Annotated in this window: 12 protein-coding genes; 7 read left to right on the plus strand and 5 right to left on the minus strand. The window is 70.6% G+C overall.

Annotated elements, in window-relative coordinates:
* Positions 1-119: 119 nt before the first annotated feature.
* Entirely contained in the window at positions 120-1,382 is a 1,263-nt protein-coding gene (locus tag D187_RS28830) for a type 2 periplasmic-binding domain-containing protein (protein WP_002623697.1), read from the plus strand.
* Between the two features lie 10 nt (positions 1,383-1,392).
* On the opposite strand, the gene D187_RS28835 is transcribed toward D187_RS28830, so the two are convergent.
* Both D187_RS28835 and D187_RS28840 read right to left on the minus strand, forming a co-directional pair.
* A complete protein-coding gene (locus tag D187_RS28835) occupies positions 1,393-2,580 on the minus strand; it encodes an acyl-CoA dehydrogenase family protein (protein WP_002623699.1) in 1,188 nt (395 codons plus the stop codon).
* A gap of 52 nt (positions 2,581-2,632) precedes the next feature.
* Positions 2,633-4,066 (minus strand): carotenoid oxygenase family protein, encoded by a 1,434-nt coding sequence (locus D187_RS28840; RefSeq protein WP_002623700.1) that lies wholly within the window; start codon positions 4,064-4,066, stop codon positions 2,633-2,635.
* Between the two features lie 228 nt (positions 4,067-4,294).
* On the opposite strand from D187_RS28840, the gene D187_RS28845 reads away from it, so the two are divergent.
* The 4 genes from D187_RS28845 to D187_RS28860 all read left to right on the plus strand — a co-directional run bounded on the left by D187_RS28845 (position 4,295) and on the right by D187_RS28860 (position 10,603).
* Positions 4,295-4,936, plus strand: coding sequence for a TetR/AcrR family transcriptional regulator (locus tag D187_RS28845; RefSeq protein ID WP_002623703.1), 642 nt, complete (start codon positions 4,295-4,297; stop codon positions 4,934-4,936).
* A gap of 87 nt (positions 4,937-5,023) precedes the next feature.
* A complete protein-coding gene (locus D187_RS50520; RefSeq protein ID WP_002623705.1) occupies positions 5,024-9,091 on the plus strand; it encodes a PAS domain-containing protein in 4,068 nt (1,355 codons plus the stop codon).
* A 32-nt stretch (positions 9,092-9,123) separates the two neighbouring features.
* Positions 9,124-10,449 carry a DmpA family aminopeptidase gene (locus tag D187_RS28855; protein ID WP_002623707.1) on the plus strand — a complete coding sequence of 442 codons (1,326 nt, stop codon included), beginning with the start codon at positions 9,124-9,126 and terminating at the stop codon, positions 10,447-10,449.
* A 40-nt stretch (positions 10,450-10,489) separates the two neighbouring features.
* Positions 10,490-10,603 (plus strand): hypothetical protein, encoded by a 114-nt coding sequence (locus D187_RS28860; RefSeq protein ID WP_002623709.1) that lies wholly within the window; start codon positions 10,490-10,492, stop codon positions 10,601-10,603.
* 45 nt (positions 10,604-10,648) lie between these two features.
* Here the strand turns inward: D187_RS28860 and D187_RS28865 are convergent, their stop codons facing one another.
* On the minus strand, positions 10,649-11,137 hold the full coding sequence (locus D187_RS28865; RefSeq protein ID WP_002623712.1) for a hypothetical protein: 489 nt from the start codon (positions 11,135-11,137) through the stop codon (positions 10,649-10,651).
* A gap of 107 nt (positions 11,138-11,244) precedes the next feature.
* On the opposite strand from D187_RS28865, the gene D187_RS28870 reads away from it, so the two are divergent.
* Both D187_RS28870 and D187_RS55555 read left to right on the plus strand, forming a co-directional pair.
* The gene (locus tag D187_RS28870; RefSeq protein ID WP_002623713.1) at positions 11,245-12,387 is read left to right on the plus strand and encodes an AI-2E family transporter; all 1,143 of its coding nucleotides are present in this window, start codon (positions 11,245-11,247) and stop codon (positions 12,385-12,387) included.
* A gap of 52 nt (positions 12,388-12,439) precedes the next feature.
* Positions 12,440-14,071, plus strand: a complete 1,632-nt coding sequence (locus D187_RS55555; RefSeq protein ID WP_063725036.1) for a hypothetical protein — start codon at positions 12,440-12,442, stop codon at positions 14,069-14,071.
* Positions 14,072-14,102: 31 nt separating this feature from the next.
* Here D187_RS55555 and D187_RS28880 read toward each other — a convergent pair whose 3' ends face one another.
* Both D187_RS28880 and D187_RS28885 read right to left on the minus strand, forming a co-directional pair.
* A complete protein-coding gene (locus D187_RS28880; RefSeq protein ID WP_002623718.1) occupies positions 14,103-14,843 on the minus strand; it encodes a response regulator in 741 nt (246 codons plus the stop codon).
* The gene (locus D187_RS28885) at positions 14,840-16,120 is read right to left on the minus strand and encodes a sensor histidine kinase (RefSeq protein ID WP_002623720.1); all 1,281 of its coding nucleotides are present in this window, start codon (positions 16,118-16,120) and stop codon (positions 14,840-14,842) included. The genes D187_RS28880 and D187_RS28885 overlap by 4 nt, the downstream gene beginning before the upstream one ends.
* Positions 16,121-16,201 lie beyond the last annotated feature (81 nt).

The following is a 16,201-nucleotide window of genomic DNA, read 5'->3' on the forward strand; positions in this document are numbered from 1 at the left end:
CATCCGCGGGGACCCGCGGGTTCATCGTTCACCTATACGCTATGCGCATGCGCGCCTCGCAACGGCGTCAGGGGTTCGTTGTAAACGACGGCCGTCGCATCGACTGTCGGAGAGACTCCATGAACGTCACGAAGAACATGCAGTGGTGGGTGTTGTGGGGCGTGGTCGCGGGTTCCGTGCCCGGCTGCGGTGGGAAGCCACCGGCCACGCCCGTTCCGCCGGAGCAGGAGCGGGTCGTGCTGCGCGTCCCGCTCTACTCGTGGATTCCCGACGCCGCGGGGGACAAGTTCCAGGCCCTGTCCGCGCGCATCGAGGCCGAGTTCGAGGCCGAGCACCCGGAGGTGGACCTGGACGTCAATCCCTCCTGCTTCAAGGATGACCTCTATGAGCCCTCCGAGCTCGCGCGCTCGCTCCGGGGAGAAGGGGAGTGCCCCTATGACGTCGTCGAGGTGGACACATCCCTGCTCGGCGAGCTCGTGGGCACCGGCGCCGTGCGGCCCTGGTCCGCGCTCCCCGAGGGCCCTCGCTGGCACTCCGCGGGCGTGTCCGCCTCCACGTTCGAGGGCAAGCTCTACGGCGTGCCGCACTGGCAATGCTCCCACTACATCATCTCCCGCGACGAGGCCGTGAGCCGCGCGCATACGGTGGATGAGCTGGTCCAGGCCCTCGCGGCGCTCAACACCCCCGCCATGGATCTCTCGGCCAACCTCCTGGGGAGCTGGAACCTGCCCTCGCTCTACCTCGATGCCTGGGCGGACACCAACGGCCCCGACCACGTGCAGTCCGCCGTGACCACCGAGCACTACGACACGGACGTGCTCGCCGGCATGAAGAAGCTCGCCAGCGCCTGCGCCACCGCCGAGGGCAACCCCTGCATCGACGGCACGTACGACGCCGAGGCGAACCTCGACGTGCCCGATGTGCTCCTCGCCGAGGGCCGCGCCGACGCCACCCTGGGCTTCTCCGAGCGGCTGCACGGCATCCTCAAGAAGCTGCCCTCGGCGGAGAGCCGCGCCGCGCTGCGCATCTCCCCCGCGCCCCTGGGCCTGGGCAATCAACCCCTGCTCTTCACCGACTCGTTCTTCCTGGGCGAGCGCTGCACCGGTGCGTGCGAGCAGGCCGCCCAGGCCTTCGTCGCGTACATGACCCGCACGAGCACCTACCAGTGGATCGTCCTCGGCGAGGACGCGCCCGCAGAGGGCCGGGTGCCGCGCTACCTCATGCCCGCCAACCTGGACGTGTATGAGCTGCCCGGCGTGAAGGCCGATCCCTTCTACCCCGTCATCAGGGCCGCCACCGCCACCGGCGCGCCCTTTCCCAACGCGGGCCTGCTGAACATCCGCAAGTCCATGCGCGACGCCATCCTCGGCGCGCTCCAGTAGCGGCCGCGGCTCACAGCAGGGGCGCGAGCGGATCCACCCCCAGCAGCACGCCGCCAATGGACTCGAGGACCACCGAGCTCACCATGGCGTGCTGCGTGGCCACGTGGATGTCGCGCATGCAGCGCTGCAGCGGGGAGGAGTGGTGGACGGACACGCCTCCGCCCGCCTCGTACATGGCATCCACCACGCGCGCCGCGCTGCGCATGGCATGGGCATAGGACAGCCGCAGCTCCGCCCGGTGGCGCACCGTCAGCTCCCGACGTGCACCCGCCTCGAAGGTGGCGTTCACCGTCTCCATCAGCAGGGCCCGCGCGGCGCGCAGCGTGGCCTCGGCCTCGGCGAAGGAGTGCTGCACCACGCCGCGCGTGGCCAGCAGGCGCCCCGTGGGCATGAGCTTCTTGGTCTGCGCCAGCGCCGCCAGCTCGTCGAGCGCCCGGCGGGCGATGCCCAGCCCCACCGCCGGCAGGCCCACCCCCAACAGCCCCAGCGCCGGAAAGGCATAGAGGGGTCGGTCCAGGCGCGGGCGCTCGGTGATGAGGGAGAAGGCGCGCTCGGCGGGCACGAAGATGTCCTGGACCGAGATGTCTCCGCTGCCCGTGCCGCTCAGGCCCATGGCGTTCCAGGTGTCGTGCAGGGTCGCGTCCGAGGCGGGAAAGCAGAACGTGCGGATCTCGGGCATGCCCTCGCGCACCATGCGGGGCGCTCCGTCCTTCGTCACCACCGCGCCACCCGTCAGCCAGCGGCAGTTCTGGCTCCCGCTCGCCCAGGACCAGCGGCCCGTGAGGCGGTAGCCCCCCTCGACGAGCTCGGCGCGTCCCGTCGGCGCGGCCACGCCTCCGATGATGACGTCCGGCGAACTGAAGATGGTGCGCGCCGCGGACTCGGGCACCCAGGCGGCGACCATCGCGGTACACGCGCCGATCATCACGTTCCAGCCCACCGAGCCATCCGCCCGGGACAGCTCCTCCACGATCTCGATGATCCGCGCGGGGTGCAGCTCCAGGCCGCCATAGGCCTCGGGCAGCACCATGCGGAAGAACCCGGCATCGGCCAGCTCCCGCGCGAGCGCCGCGGGCAGCCGGCGGGCGGCTTCGATCTCCTCGGAACGGGCGGACAGCTCGGGCGCGAGGCGCCGGGCTTCGGCCAGCAGGGGATGCTCGGAGGAGGTCTTCACGGCGGGCGGGGATGCGGTCGTCATCCCGGGAGTCTACGGGGCGCGGCCCGGAAGGAGCCAGCGACGGGGTCCGGCCTCAGCGCGCCTTCACCCAGGTGCCATGGAAGGTGAAGGGGAAGGCGTGATCCAACCAGGCCCGGCCCACCGCTCCCGCCTCGGGCGCCTTCGCGTCCAGCACCGCCACGTACGTCTGGTCGCTCGTGGCATCGTAGGTCTGCACCAGCAGCCAGCCATCGTCCTCGCTCGAGCCCCCGGCCCGCGGGACGAAGCTGGGCTCGGAGGGATGGTGCCCGGCGCCCAGCGTCACCACCGTCTCCGCGCCCGTCTCCATGTCCACCTTCACCAGCACGTCATGGGGTCCTCGCCAGGTGTCGGGGCCCGAGTGCGCCGCCGCGTACGTGTAGCGGTGGCGCGCCCCGGCCCGCAGCGGCGTGGCACTGGGAAACTCGCAGCTCCGGTCCGAGACCTGCTCGGAGAGCAACCAGCCCGCCTGCACGTCCAACGTCGCCCGGTGCAGCCGGCCCTGGGCGTCCGTGCGGGTCCAGCCGTGGGGCAGCTCGGCCAGCCACTGGTTGGTGCCGAAGTCCGGATAGCGCACGTAGTCCACCTGGAGGCGTCTGCCATCCTCGAACGCATTGCCGAAGTGCCACGTATGGAAGGGCTCGGCCGGAAAGCGCGCCACCTGGGCGGGCGCATCGATGGGGACGACGAGGACTTCCGTTCCCAGCTTCGGACGCCACTCGAGGTTGTCCGACACGCTGCCCTGGCCGAGCAGCACCCGGAAGAGGTTCAGGCGCACCGGCGACACGAAGAAGACCAGGTGGTGGTCGGTGGCGATGAAGTCGTGGACCAGGGTCGGGCCGGGCAGGGGCACGCTGCCCAGGCGGCGCACACGTCCGGCGTCGGGCAGTTCGTACAGATCCAACTGGGTGACACGCCCGTAGCGCAGCCCGAAGTTGTAGGACGCCCGCCGCGACACCACGGCATGCGGGTGGGCGGAGAAGGTCGGTCCCACCACGCCTCCGAGGTCCGTCTCCCCCAGGGTGCTCAGGTCCTCCAGGGACAGCTCCGTGGGCAGGGTGGACTCCACCAGGGCGAAGAGCCGTCCGTTCCACACCAGGGGGGAGGTGTTGGCCGCGTTCTTCACCCCGCCGAACAGCCGCCGCCACAGCGAGGGCGCACGGGTGCCATAGTTGCTGTAGAGCACCTGGCCCGCATCGCGCTCGGCGCGGATGCTCGGGGTGTCGATGGCGCGCGCCGCCCCCTGGGCCTGGCCGCCCGCGAAGCGCACCGCCAGCACGCCGCCATCCCCGTCGAACAAATGGCCGTAGCGCTGCCCCCCCACGCCGAACGCCACCGGCCCCACGCGCACCAGGGTCCCATTCAACTCCTCGGGCAGTCGGCCCTCCACGCGCATCGGCTCGAAGCCATGGGTCCGAGACAGCTCCCGGTAGGCCTTGAGCCAGGAGGGGGACTCGGCGGAACGGAGGGCGGAGGCGGCGCTCGTCATGGGGTCTCCGGGCAAGAGGGGAAGCCCTTCTTATAACCGCTCCCCCCGTCGCGATCGTGGCCTTCCCATGGCTGGGGGATGGGAAGGCAGGTGCCCCCGGGCCCCAGGGCATCCGCGCGGAGTCTTCCGTTGGTGCTGACGGTGTCAACATGTAGGGTGCCGGGGCCCCCTTCCCCGTGCTCCGGCATGCCGCCCGAGCGTGGTGGGCCCACGGGGAGAGGAGAAGGCATGGCGGTGCGGGGTGCTCGGAAGAAGGTGGCGGACAAGGAGCACTATCACCATGGTGACCTGCGCCGGGCGCTGTTGGACGCGTCCCTGGAGCTCATCTCCAAGGAGGGCTTCGGCGCCCTGTCCCTTCGGGAGGTGGCCCGGCGGGCCGGGGTGACGCACGCGGCGCCCTACCGGCACTTCGCGGACAAGGAGGCGCTGCTGGCGGCGGTGGCCGAGGAGGGCTTTCGCGCGATGACGGCGCGCATGCGCCAGGACATGGCCCGGGAGCCCACACCCATGGAGCGCCTGATGGCCTGTGGGGTGGCCTATGTCCTCTTCGCCGTGGAGAACGCCGCGCACTTCCGGGTGATGTTCGGCCCCCACTTCACCCGGCCCCTGACGCCGAGCGAGTCCCAGGAGGAGGGCAACTCGTTCCAGTTGCTGGTGGACGCCATCCTCGAGGCCCAGCGGGCCGGAGAGGTGCGCGCGGGCGAGCCCCATGCGCTCGCGCTCACGTGCTGGTCCCTGGTGCATGGCCTGGCCTCACTGTGGGTGGATCGCCAGTTGGAGCACACGGGGTTGAGCACGGGGGTCGAGGCGCTGGCCTGGGAGCAGACGCGGATGTTGATGAGGGGTCTGGCGCTCACCCCGGCCGGGTGAGGCGCCCCGCGCCGCCCATTTCTCCATTGCGTGCGCGGCGACAAATGGGCATGTCTCTTGGATTCACCCCCATGCTCCGAGCTTTCGATGAGTTCTTCCCAGGCCGATGAGCTGCGGCTCCTGCGTGCGGAAGTCGAGCGCCTGCGCGGGTTGCTGCATCGGGGGGGAATCGACCCCAACGCTTCCCAGGAGGCGAGCTACCGGCGGATCGTGGAGAGCGCGATCGACTTCGCGGTGATCGCCCTGGACCTCGAGGGGCGGGTCACGCACTGGAACGAGGGCGCCCGGCGCATCCTCGGGTGGCCGCTGGAGCGCATCCGCGGCGAGCCGGCCGCCGTGTTCTTCACCGAGGAGGATCGGTCGCGGGGCATCCCGGAGTTGGAGATGGGCAAGGCGCTGGCGGGAGGCCGCGCCATCGACGAGCGCTGGCACCAGCGGGAGGACGGCTCCCGGTTCTGGGCGAGCGGCGAGATGATGCCGCTCAAGGACGAGCGGGGCACGCCCATCGGCTTCGTGAAGATCCTGCGTGACCGCACCCCGCAGAAGCGGCTCGAGGAGGAGCGCGAGCGCTTCATCCTCCTGGCCGAGCAATCCACCGACTTCGTGTGCCTCGCCGACACGGAGGGCCTGGGGCTGTTCATCAACCAGGCCGGGCGACGAATGGTGGGCCTGCCGGAGGGGGACATCCGCGCCATGGCCCTGGCGGACTTCTTCCCGCCCGAGGAGCGCGGCTTCTTCCAGGACGTCATCCTACCCACGCAGCGCGCCGTGGGGCACTGGCGGGGCCGGGTCCACCTCCAGCACCAGGGCACCCGCGCGCTCGTCCGGGTGGACTGCAACTCCTTCGTCCTGCGCGACGCGGCGGGCCGCCTCACCGGCTACGCGCTCCTCAGCCGGGACATCACCGCGCTCGAGCAGGCCGAGTCCGCGCTGCGCCGGAGCGATGAGCGCCTGCAACTCGCCCTGAAGGCCTCCGGTTCGGTGGGCATCTGGGACTGGGACATCCTGGCCGACAAGCTCTACCAGGATACCCGCTGCGCCCGGCTCTTCTCCGTCGCGCCGGAGGTGGCGGCCGCCGGGGCTCCGCTCATGACCTACCTCGGCGGCATCCACCCCGAGGACCGGGAGCGGGTGGGGCGGGAGATCCAGCGCGGCCTCGACAAGGAGCTCGAGTTCGAGAGTGAGTACCGGGTGACGCCCGGGGGCGAGGTGCGGTGGATCCAGGTCCGGGGACGCATCTACCGGGACGAGCAGGGCAGGCCCGCGCGGTTTCCGGGCATCGTCATCGATCTCACGGAGCGCAAGCGGGCGGAGTTGCGCCAGCGCTCGTTGCTGGAGCTGAGCGATCGGCTGCGCAACCTGAGCGGGACGCGCGAGATCGCCGCCCTGGGCTCACAGTTGATTGGCCGCACGTTGGGCCTGTCCCGGGTGGGCTTCGCCCTGGTCGATGTGGACACCGAGACCCTCACCGTCGAGCAGGACTGGTCGAACGGACAGGTCGCGGGCATCGCGGGCGGCTATCCCTTCGCCGTCTTCGGCTCCGCGCTGGAGCTGTTGAGGCGCGGCCAGTCCCTCGTGGAGACGGATGCCGAGACGGCGGAGTGGATTCCACTCGCGGAGCTGCCCAACTACCGCGCCCTGGACATGCGCGGCTTCGCCGGCCTGCCGCTCCTGCGCAACGACCGGCTCGTCGGCTTCGTCTACGCGCACAGCTCCCTGCCTCGCGCCTGGCAGGAGGCGGACGTGGGCTTCATCCGCGAGGTCTCCGTGCGCACGTGGGAGGCCATCGAGCGGGCCCAGGCCGAGCAGTGGCTGCGCGAGAGCGAGCAGGACTTGCGGCAGATCACGGATCAGGCGCCGGAGATGATCGGCTACGTCGATCGCGACCTCGTCTACCGGTTCGTCAACCGCACCTACGAGGAGTGGTTCGCCCGGCCGCTGGATCGCATCATCGGCAAGTCCGCGCTCGAGCTGCTGGGGGAGGAGGCCTTCGCGCTGCGCGAGCCCTACTTCCGGCGCGCGCTCGCGGGAGAGGCCACCTCCTTCGAGGCGCCGTTGTTCATTCCGGGGCGCAGCCCGCGCGAGCTGGAGCTGCGCTTCTTTCCCCGGCGGGATCTGCGCGGCAACGTCCAGGGCGTCTACCTCTTCATCCTGGACAACACGGACCGCAAGCGCGCCGAGCGCGCCCTGCTCGAGGCCAACAAGCGCCTGGAGCTGCGGGTGGAGGAGCGCACGCGCGAGCGGGATCGCATCTGGAACCACTCGGATGACCTGATGGGGGTGCTGGGCACCGATGGGTTCCTCAAGTCCATCAATCCCGCCTGGAGCCGCCTGCTGGGGGTGGACGAGCAGACGCTGCTGATGAGCCACTTCCTGGACCTGGTCCACCCGGACGACCATGCCGCCGTGGGGGAGATCGTGGCGAGCCTGAGCCGGGGCGAGCGCGTGCACCGCATGGAGAACCGCCTGCGACGGGTGGATGGCTCCTACCGCTTCCTGTCCTGGACCGCGGTGCCCGGCGACGACAAGACCTTCTATGCCATCGGCCGGGATGTCTCCGCCGAGCGCGAGACCGCCGCGCTCCAGCAGCGGCTGTTCGACGTGCTCGATCAGTCTCCCGACTTCATCGGCATCGCCGAGCCCCAGGGCCGCATCCTCTATGTCAACGCCTCCGGGCGGAGGATGGTCGGACTTTCCGGCCCGGGCGGGGTGGGCGTGCGCACCGTGCTCGAGTTCTTCTCGCCCGGGGATCGGCCGCTCATCGAGGGCACCGTGCTGCCCACGGCCCTGCGCGAAGGCAAGTGGGTGGGCCGCTGCCGCTTCCGCCACCTCACGACGGGGGTGGACATCCCGGTCGAGTACAACGTGTTCGCCACGCGCGACGGCGAGGGCCGGCTGCTCGGCCTCGGCATGGTGACGCGGGACATCACCCGGCAGCTCCAGCACGAGCAGACCCTGCGCGAGACGGAAGACAAGCTGCGCCAATCCCAGAAGATGGAGGCGGTGGGTCAGCTCACCGGCGGCATCGCGCACGACTTCAACAACCTGTTGGGCGGCATCATCGGCTCCATGGAGATGCTGCGGCGGCGCATCGAGGCGGGCCGCTACTCGGAGACGGACAAGTACATCAACGCCACCATGAACTCGGCGCGCCGGGCCGCCGCGCTCACCGCGCGCCTGCTCGCCTTCGGCCGCCGCCAGTCGCTCGACGTGAAGCCCACGGACATCAACGCGCTCGTCACGTCCATGGCGGAGCTCTTGCGCCGCACCCTGGGCGAGAGCATCTCGCTCAAGACGATGCTCGATCCGGCCCTGTGGCAGGCGAAGACGGACGCCAACCAGTTCGAGAACGCGCTGCTCAACCTGGCCATCAACGCCCGTGACGCCATGCCCCAGGGCGGCAAGCTCACGGTGGAGACGCGCAACACGCGGCTGGACGAGGCCTATGCACGCGGGGTGGAGGGGCTCAAGCCCGGCGACTTCGTGGTCATGTGCGTGAGCGACACGGGCCATGGCATGCCCCCGGAGGTCATCGCCCGCGCCTTCGAGCCCTTCTTCACCACCAAGCCCATCGGCCAGGGCACGGGGCTCGGCCTGTCGATGATCTACGGCTTCGCCCGGCAGGTGGACGGCCACGTGCGCATCTACTCCGAGGTGGGCCGGGGCACGACGATCAAGCTCTACATGCCGCGTCATGTCGGCGAGGGCGCCCAGGCGGGGGAGGTGAGGCCGGAGCTCACGCCCCTGCCACGCGCCCAGGAAGGTGAGACGGTCCTCGTGGTCGAGGATGATCCCGCCGTGCGCATGCTGGTGCTGGAGATCCTCGAGGACCTGGGCTACGCGGCCCTCGAGGCGAAGGACGCGCGCTCGGCGTTGCCGATCCTCGAGGGCAAGGGGCGGATCGATCTGCTGGTGACGGACGTGGGCCTGCCCGGGGGGATGAACGGGCGCCAGATGGCGGAGGTGGCGCGCCAGTGCCGGCCGGAGCTCCAGGTGCTGTTCATTACCGGCTACGCGGAGGGGGCGTCGGTGCGCGGCGGGTTCCTCGCCCCCGGCATGGAGATGATCACCAAGCCCTTCGCGCTGGACGTGCTGGCGGCGCGCATCCGGGAGATGATCGAACGGAAACAGGCGCCGCACGCACCGGACAATTGACCGGAGGGGCGCCTCGGCTAGGTTGGCGCCCCATGGGCCACCTTCCCGAGTCAGAGACCCCCGAGAAGCGCGTGCGCGCCCGGGAGCTGGGCCTGCCATTGGGCCGCTTCAAGCCCGGCCGGCACAACGCCATCACCGACGTGGAGGGCGTGCTCGTCGGGCACAGCACCATCATCCAGGGCGAGGGGCCGCTGCGGCCGGGGCATGGGCCGGTGCGCACGGGCGTCACCGCCATCCTGCCCAACCGGCGCGACATCTTCATGGAGCGCATGACGGGCGGGGGCTTCGTGCTCAACGGGGCCGGCGAGGTGTCCGGCATGACGCAGCTCATGGAGTGGGGGCTGGTGGAGACGCCCATCCTGCTCACCAACACCATGGCCGTGGGCGCGGTGTCCGACGCGGTGACGCGCCACATGGTGGAGCAGAACCCGGGCATCGGCGACGAGCACGACGTCATCATCCCCATCGTCGGCGAGTGCGACGACAGCTACCTCAACGACATCTCCGGCCGGCACGTCAAGCGCGAGCACGTCTACGAGGCCATCCGCACGGCCTCGGACGGCCCGGTGGCCGAGGGCAACGTGGGCGGCGGCACCGGCATGCTCACGTGCGACTTCAAGGGCGGCATCGGCACCTCCTCGCGCAAGCTGCCCGAGTCCCTGGGCGGCTACACCCTGGGCGTGCTCGTCATGTCCAACTTCGGCAAGATGCACAACCTGCGCGTGGGCGGACTGCCCGTGGGCGAGGTGCTCGCCGAGAAGTTCAAGCACATGCCCCGGCGCACGCAGAACTACGGCTCCATCATCGCCGTGGTGGCCACGGACGCGCCCCTGCTCACCAATCAGCTCAACCGCCTGTGCAAGCGCGTGGGCCTGGGCATCGGCCGGGTGGGTAGCTACGCGGCGCACGGCTCGGGGGAGATCGTGGTGGGCTTCTCCACCGCCAACGTCATCCCCCGGCGCACCCAGAAGATGGTCTACAAGCTGAAGATCCTCCTGGATCAGCGCTTGGACCCCCTCTACGAGGCGGTGATGGAGGCCACCGAGGAGGCCATCCTCAACGCCATGTGCATGGCCACGTCGATGACGGGGGTCAACGGCAACTTCGTGCCGGCACTCCCCCTGGACGAGGTGCGCCGGTTCGTGAGCGCCTGCCAGCCCATCTTCTCCTCGGTGAAGAAGCGTGCCCAGCAGGCGGGCACCCCCGGGGGGAAGGGCAAGCCCACCGAGGGGGACAAGCCCGAGCACGCCAAGCTCCGGGGCGCCGAGGGGATTCCCTATCCCACCCGGCCGGCGCCGGAGGTGGAGCCGGGGCAGGACATCCAGGACTCCTCTTCCAAGAAGAGTTCTGATACGTAGGCGGCTTTCGTCCGTCCTACCTCACCCAGGAGTCACCCAGATGGCCCGTAGCAAGAGCAAGCACCGCCGCGTGCAGAACATCATCCGCCAGAAGTGGAAGCGCCAGCTCAAGCGCAAGGCGGCCGCCGCCAAGGAAGCCGCCGCGAAGAAGTAGTCCCGCGGCTCGGACCCGCTCCGCGCGTGTCGTGCCCGCCGGTGTCTACTGGCGGGTCGCCGTGAAGGGGCGGGTGACCGAGCATCTCCGGGGGACGCCCCCCGTCGAGGTGCTCGCGAAGTTGCCCTGCCAGTCCCCGATGAGCCGGTCCACGCCTCCGTCCCCCACCCCGGCGACGTAGCGCCCCGTGAGGCTCTCCGACTCGAGGCCCGCCGTGCCCCCGTCCATGCTCCCCGCGCTGCTGCCCAGCAGGTTGAAGTCGTTGGACTCGTAGAGCGTGCCGCGCAGTGTCAATCCCTCCAGGGTGCCGGTCAGCTCACTGCCCTGGCGCGTCAGGTCCAGGGGTCCTTGGGGCAGCGTCACCGTCACCCCCTGGCACGTGCCGGGTGTCATCCCGGTGCCGAACTCCAGCGCATAGCGCCCGTCGACGGGTGAGCACTGGATGCAGCCTTGTGACGAGCCTCCACACCCCGCCACGGCCAGGGACACGAGGAGGGCGGCGATTTCAGGCGAGGGGATCCGTCCAGTAGTCATGACTTGTCTCCCACGAAGGGGGGGAATGGACTTCCCGCGAGGAAACGAGGTTCCTAGGTTTTGTCGTGTCCTGGGCGGGTGGGGTCGATGTGGGTGGGGGTGGGGTAGTGACGGGGTTCGATACGAAGCGGTGTTCCAATCTTATCTTCGCCGGACTCTTCGTCCTGGCGATCATCCTCTTCTCGCGCATCCTGCTGCCGTTCTTGATGCCGGTGTTGCTGGGGGGCTTCCTGGTGGTGCTCTTCCAGCCCCTGCAGGACGCGCTGCTGCGCATGCGCTTCAAGCTGTCGCCCCCGGTGTGCGCGGGGTTGAGCACCCTGGCCGTGTTCCTGCTCATCCTGGTGCCGCTGGTGGTGGTGGGCTGGCTGGTGGTGCGCCAGGTGCTCGAGCTGATGGAGCACGCGCAGGACGTGTTCGACCATGTGGACGTGCGTGAGCGGATGGCGGCGGGGCTGCCGCGCGGGTTGCGGCGCTACGCGCTGGGCCTGCACGGCACGCGCACCGAGGAGGCGCTCACGGGGGCCATGTCCAGCGGGGTGTCGGTGCTCACCAACGTGCTGGGCGCGGGCACGGAGCTCATCGTCGATCTCTTCCTGATGATCGTGGCGATGTACTACTTCTTCCTGGATGGCCGGCGGCTGTGGGCGGATGGCACGCAGCTGGTGCCCATGGACAAGCGCTACATCCAGGCGTTCGCCAAGGAGTTCACCGACGTGGCGCACGCCATCATCTACGGCAACACCATCACCTCGCTGGTGCAGGGGCTGCTGGGGGTGGTGGGGCTGTTGCTGGTGAAGGTGCCGCACGCGGGGGTATGGGGCGCGGCCATGGTGGTGGTGGCCATGGTGCCCGTGGGGGGCACGGCGCTCGTGTGGGGCCCCATCGGGCTGGTGCTCCTGATGATGGGCAAGGTGAACGAGGGCATCTTCCTCTTGTCCTGGGGCGCCTTCGTGGTGGGCAGCATCGACAACGTCATCCGGCCGAAGCTGTGCGGCGCGCGCATGGCGCTCCACCCGCTGCTCGTCTTCCTGTCCATCTTCGGCGGCCTGGCGGTGTTCGGGATGATGGGGCTCTTGGTGGGGCCGCTCATCGCCTCGCTCTTCATGGCCATGGTGCGCATCTACCGGCGCGACTTCCTCGGGCTGCGCGCGCCGGTGGTGCCGCCCGCGGGGGCTCCCGTCGCGACCGCGGCCACGTCCGCTCTTCCGGCCTCCGCCGTGGGCCCCACGCCCGCGGCGGTCGAGGTCTGACGCACCGCGAGCCTGGACAAGGGCCCGCGCGGTGGGTGAGGCTGCCGGGCACATGAAGGTTTCAGGACTCAGGCTGTGTCGCTGGAGCGCGGTGCTGGGCCTGGCCGCCGTGCTGCTCACTTCCCAGGTCGCGCTCGCCGCGCGCGTGGCGGTCTCCTCGCTCGAGGGAGACCCCAAGGGCAAGCTCCGGGCGCAGGTGACGGCCGCCCTGCGCAAGACGCGCAAGGTGCAGGTGTCGCCCCCCACGGCCTGGACGCAGGCGGCGGGCAAGCAGGGGTTGAAGGGCCCCGCGGCCGTGACTCCCGCGGCCGTCAAGCGCCTGGCACCCAAGCTCCGGGTGGACGCCGTCCTCACGGGCTCGGCGGGGCGTGACTTCGATGTCCGCTTGATGAACCAGGACGGCCAGGTGGTGTGGTCCGAGAGCTATCCGCTCAAGCGCGGGTTGCTCGCGCCGAAGGACGCGGCCCGGCTCGCCCAGGCGGTGGCCACGGCCCGCACCACCGCGCCCGAGTCCCCGGCGCCAGCCCAGGCGTCTCCGCCGCCGCTCCCGCCCCTTCCTCCGCCGCCGTCCCGCGCCGAGCCCCAGGCCCGCGCCGAGCCGAGCGAGGCGCCCCGGGAGGTGCCGCCCGAGCCGCCCGCGAAGGCGACGGCCCCGGCTCCGGTGGTGAAGAAGGACGCGCCCGTGCGAGCGCCCGCGGCGCCCAGGGCCCCCGCTCCGGGCAAGGCCGGGCGTTCCGCCGCGCTCGCGTGGGTGGAGCTGGACGACGAGTCCCACACCTTCGTGGCGGGCAGCGGGGGCGGTGTCGCCGACGAGGAGCAGGTGAAGGACGTCCCCGCGCGTCCGGGCGCGCATCCCCCCCGGGTGCGGGTGCAGGTGGGCGCGGCGGTGACGTGGCGCTCGTACTGCGCGCGGCCGGGCGTCGAGTCCTGTGCCGTCTTCGATGCGCGGCCGCCCGAGCAGCGCCTGGGCGACACCGCCGACTACTCCGCCCAGGCGCCCTACGCGGGCGTCGCCGCCGAGGCGGAGGTGTTCCCCCTGACGCACCGCACGTCGCTCCTGCGGGGGTTGGGGCTCACCCTGGCCTATCAACGCAGCTTCGCGCCGACGACGGTGGTGGTGACCACGCCCACCGGCTCCACGCCCCAGCGCGAGGTGACGGCCACGGACACGGCCTATGGCGCCATGCTCGCCTGGCGCTACTTCTTCGCCCGCGAGGGCTCGGACGCGCCGCTGTGGGGGTACGCCGGCGTGCGGCTGGGCGTGCTCGGCCGGGAGTTCGGCCTGGACGAGACGTTGAACGTGGCCCTGCCGCTGGTGCACCGCTTCTCGCCGGCGGTGGGGGTGGACGTCTCGGTGCCGCTGCTCAGGCTCGTGCGCGTGGAGGCCGCGGGCCGCTTCTTCTTCCTGCCGTCGCCGGGGCACTCGCTGTCGGGTGGCGGGGACGACGGCCCGTACCCCTCGGAGGTGCGTGACTACGGCACGGCGGTGTCGAGCCTCGGCTGGTCGGCCGAGGTGGGGGTCGCCGGCGACGTGTGGGGCCCCTTCGGCTACAGCGTGCGCGGGCACGTGGAGGGCTACCGGGACGGCTTCACGGGGCAGGGGACGCGGCGTGGGTGGACCGAGGGGGGCGTGGCCCAGGAGACGTACCTGAGCGTCCTCGCGGGCGTCACCGCCTCCTGGTGAGCCCGCGCGCGAGGGCGGGCCCACCCGGGCGTCACACCGAGATGATGCCCTTGCGGATGCCCTCGGTGACGGCCTCGGTGCGGTTGGTGACCTCGAGCTTGCGGTAGATGTGCTCCAGGTGGGTGCGGATGGTGGCCTTGGAGATGGAGAGCACCTGGGCCGCCTCGCTGTTGGACACGCCCTTGGCGATGAGCTGGAGGATCTCCTTCTCCCGATCCGACAGGGGCTTGACCGGAGGACCCCCATCGCCCGAGGTGTCGAGCGGCCTGGCCGCGGGCGGGGTGGGCGCGAGGGCCGCCGGAGGGCTCGCGAGGGCCACGGGCTCCGGGCTCACGCGGAAGTGGCGCAGCATGCGGCGCGCGAGGCTCGGCTGGATGACGGAGCCTCCGGCGCGCACCTCCTTGATGGCCTCGATGATCTTGTCGACGGGCGTGCCCTTGAGCAGGTAGCCCGAGGCGCCGGCCTTCACCGCCTCGAGCACTTTGTCCTCCTCCTCGAAGATGGTGAAGATGAGGATCTCCACCTGGGGCCAGTTCGCCTTGACGTGGCGCGTGACGTCGATGCCACTCATGCGCGGCAGGCCCAGATCCAAGAGCAGCACGTGGGGCTGGCAGCGGGGCACCTCCTCGAGCGCGGCCTCGCCCGAGAGCGCGGTGCCGACGATCTCCAGTTCCTGGCGGCCCTCGAACAGCTTGAGCTGGCTCTTGAGGATGAGCTTCTGGTCCTCGACGACGAGGACGCGGATGGGGGACTCGGTGCTCGCTTCGGTCATGGGCGGGAGGGGAGGGAGAAGGAGACGCGGGTGCCAGTGCCGGGCGCCGAGTCCACGAGGAGGGTGGCCCCGAGCTTCATGGCCCGCTCGTGCATGTTGAGCAGGCCGTAGTGTCCACGGGGGGTGTGCTGGGGAGAGAAGCCCTTGCCGTCATCGCGCACGAGCAGGTGGGTGCGCTCGGGATCGTAGTCCAGGCGCACCTCGACCTGCTGGGGGTCGGCGTGCTTGGCGGCGTTGGTGAGGCATTCCTGGAGGATGCGGAAGAGGGCGAGCTGGGCGTCTGGCGCGAGCTGGCGCGGCAGGCCGGTGCGCTCGAAGCGGATGTTGAGCTGGGTGCGCAACTGGAACGTCTTCACGTACTCCTCGAGCCCCTGGGCGAGTTCGAAGTCCTCGCGCATCATCTGCAGGCTGCGGCGCAGCTCCTCGATGGACTCCTCGGCGTTGCTCTTGAGCTCCTGGATCTCCGCGCGCAGGGGGCCGCCCTGGGCGAGCCCGAGGATGTACTCGGTCTGGATGATCATCGAGGAGAGCGAGGCGCCCAGCCCATCGTGGATTTCGCGCGCCAGGCGGTTGCGCTCCTCGACGAGCGCCATCTCCTTGAGATCCGACTGCATCTCCACCACCTCGCGGTGGGCGGCCGTCTCGCGATCATTCAGGTAGGAGAGCACGTAGATGATGATGACGTTGAGGCCCAGGTACCAGAAGAGGGTGAGCACCTCGACGGCGGACACCTCGCGGTCGAGCAACAGATCCAACCGGAGGATGACGGGCAGCGCGAGCAGGGAGGGGACGATCGCCAGGGGCTTGGGGAAGAGGAGGGCGAAGAGGGTGGTGAAGAGCAGCTGGGTGGCGAGCAGCGGGCTCTGGAACCCGCCGCCCACCTGGGGCTTGGCGAGCACGACGACCATGATGACCACGTCGAGGCAGAGCGTGACGTAGGTGACCCACCGGCCCGCGCGGGGATGGTCGATGACGAGGAAGTTGGCGACGCTGTAGAGCAGCATCGCGAAGTAGCCGGCGAAGGACAGGGGCCCCAAGAGGCCGAAGTAGAAGGACCAGCGGGGCACCGCGAGGATGGCCAGGCCCAGGGAGAGGAACATGAGCCGCGCGTAGAAGAGGGCGCGGGCCCGGGTGACGAAGCGCTCCTGCTCCCACGAGGCCGCGGCCTGCTCGGCGGAGACGTTGTCCGTGAGATTGCGCCGCTCGAGCACCGCGCGCACCCGGGCGCGTCGGTGCGACTCGGGAGTGGTGTGATCGAGGCCGACGACGGGTTCCATCAGACCGGCGAGCTTAGAGGACGCGCCGGGTTCCGGGAATCCTCCGGACGACCGAGGTCGCCCCCCCACCAGGCGGGGGAG

Source organism: Cystobacter fuscus DSM 2262 (genome assembly GCF_000335475.2).
Classification (GTDB): domain Bacteria; phylum Myxococcota; class Myxococcia; order Myxococcales; family Myxococcaceae; genus Cystobacter; species Cystobacter fuscus.